1 protein-coding gene is annotated in these 440 nt (G+C 53.0%); it reads left to right on the top strand.

Going from position 1 to position 440, the window contains the following annotated elements; genetic code table 11:
- Nucleotides 1-28: 28 nt before the first annotated feature.
- On the top strand, nucleotides 29-440 hold a 412-nt coding region (locus tag AB4Z23_RS28555), incomplete at its 3' end, for a hypothetical protein (RefSeq protein ID WP_441361318.1).

Here is a 440-nt window from a genome sequence, read left to right as displayed (position 1 = left end):
GTTGGGCGAGGAGGCGCCGACGTCAACCGTGAAAGAACTCGTCTTCAAAGCCACACGCCCCAAGACGTTCACCGACTACATGCTTGCGAAAAACGGTGGAAAGCCTTCCAGAGCTACTTTTACGATTGTCAACGCCGCACGCAAGCTGTCGATAAGCATAAGCGAGCAGTTGTTGAGACATGCCTGCGGCAGAACGATGTACGATCTTGTCACCGCTAGGGAACACAACAAACTGAACAACAAGGTAAAGAAGCTGCCGAAACCTGACACGGCTCGAGCCAGACCCTTGACGGAAAAACTTGTTCCCACGCTGCGAGAGATACTCGAAGAAGGCGCCAAAGGTTGGCCAGGAAAATCAGGCCACTTCAACGAGAGCATGGAACGGAATGGCAAAACGCGCTCGCTTTATTGCCCCGTCATCCCGTCATTGTTCCTAGTGA

The sequence above is a fragment of the Agrobacterium sp. MCAB5 genome (genome assembly GCF_052114365.1).
Taxonomy (GTDB): domain Bacteria; phylum Pseudomonadota; class Alphaproteobacteria; order Rhizobiales; family Rhizobiaceae; genus Agrobacterium; species Agrobacterium tumefaciens.
The sequence above is the reverse complement of the archived record's forward strand: the minus strand, read 5'-3'. Positions and strand labels throughout refer to the sequence as shown.